The 1142-nt window shown below is 32.7% G+C and carries 1 protein-coding gene; it reads right to left on the reverse strand.

What is annotated here, in order from left to right; translation table 11 throughout:
• Positions 1-148: 148 nt before the first annotated feature.
• The coding region (locus D8837_RS09355) for an ABC transporter ATP-binding protein (protein ID WP_142999011.1) at positions 149-1142 on the reverse strand (994 nt) is incomplete at its 5' end.

A 1142-nucleotide genomic window follows, 5' to 3' on the forward strand; every position in this document is an offset into this window, starting at 1 on the left:
CGATGAGTTGTATTTTACAGATTAATATTATTTAGCATTCTTTTTAGTCACTTTTTAATTCTCAAATTCCCTTTGTTTATACAACCATAATATTATTGAAAAACAACTTAAGATTAAAGATTTTCATCCTCTTTTTATTCCGGTAGCACTACACACTCAACTCAAACAACTTATAAAACTCACCTCTCCTATCCATCAAGTCACAAAAAGAACCATCTTCAACAATGACGCCTGCTTTCATAAAGAGAATTCTATCGTATCTTTTCAAAATGTTTTCATTCAACTTGTGGGTTACTACAAGTGCAGTCAAATTTTGAATATCCAAGATTGAACTTTCAATTTCAGTAGTTACTTGATTATCCAAAGACGAAGTAGCCTCATCCAATAATAAGATTGGTGTTTTTCGAATCAAGGCACGCGCAATACTAACTCTTTGTTTTTGTCCGCCAGATAAATTTGATCCATTCTCTCCACATAAAGCTTGTAAACCAGATTCATTATCTAAAACATAACTTTCTAAACCTGACTGCTGGACAGCTTGCCTAATTTCCTCATCAGTGAAGAATTGATTAAGAGTAATATTTGCTCTTAAAGTATCATCAAAGATATAAACATCTTGCTGAACAATAGTCATTAAGTTATAAAGGCTCTCTGCTGAAATAGCTTGCAAATCTTGATTATCAATTGAGATATACCCACTTGTTACATCATAGAAACGCAGTAATAGATTGAGTAAAGTTGATTTTCCACTACCTGACATACCTACTATTGCAATTTTTTCCCCCTTTTTGATCTGCAAAGATAAATTATTAAAAATCTTTTTCTCAGCATTAGGGTAGAAAAAATCTACGTTTGAAAAAGAAATGACATCATCAAAATATTCTTTCGTTTTACCAGTTTGAAGTTCGATTACATCTTTTACCTCAAATGAATTCAGTGTAGCCTGACCTTCGCGGAATTTACTCATTCCCATACCAATTTCATTTAGTGGCATTACTACAAAATTGACTAGTTGAACAATAGCTGTAACACTCCCGATTGTGGTATGCCCACCGAAGACCAGATACATTCCTCCACCAAAGGCTACTAAAAAAACAATCATCCCTGAAAGTTGAGAAATAACATTAGATAAAACATCAAAT

It is taken from the genome of Streptococcus mitis, assembly GCF_003942965.1.
In the GTDB taxonomy this organism is placed as follows: Bacteria; Bacillota; Bacilli; order Lactobacillales; family Streptococcaceae; genus Streptococcus; species Streptococcus mitis_BH.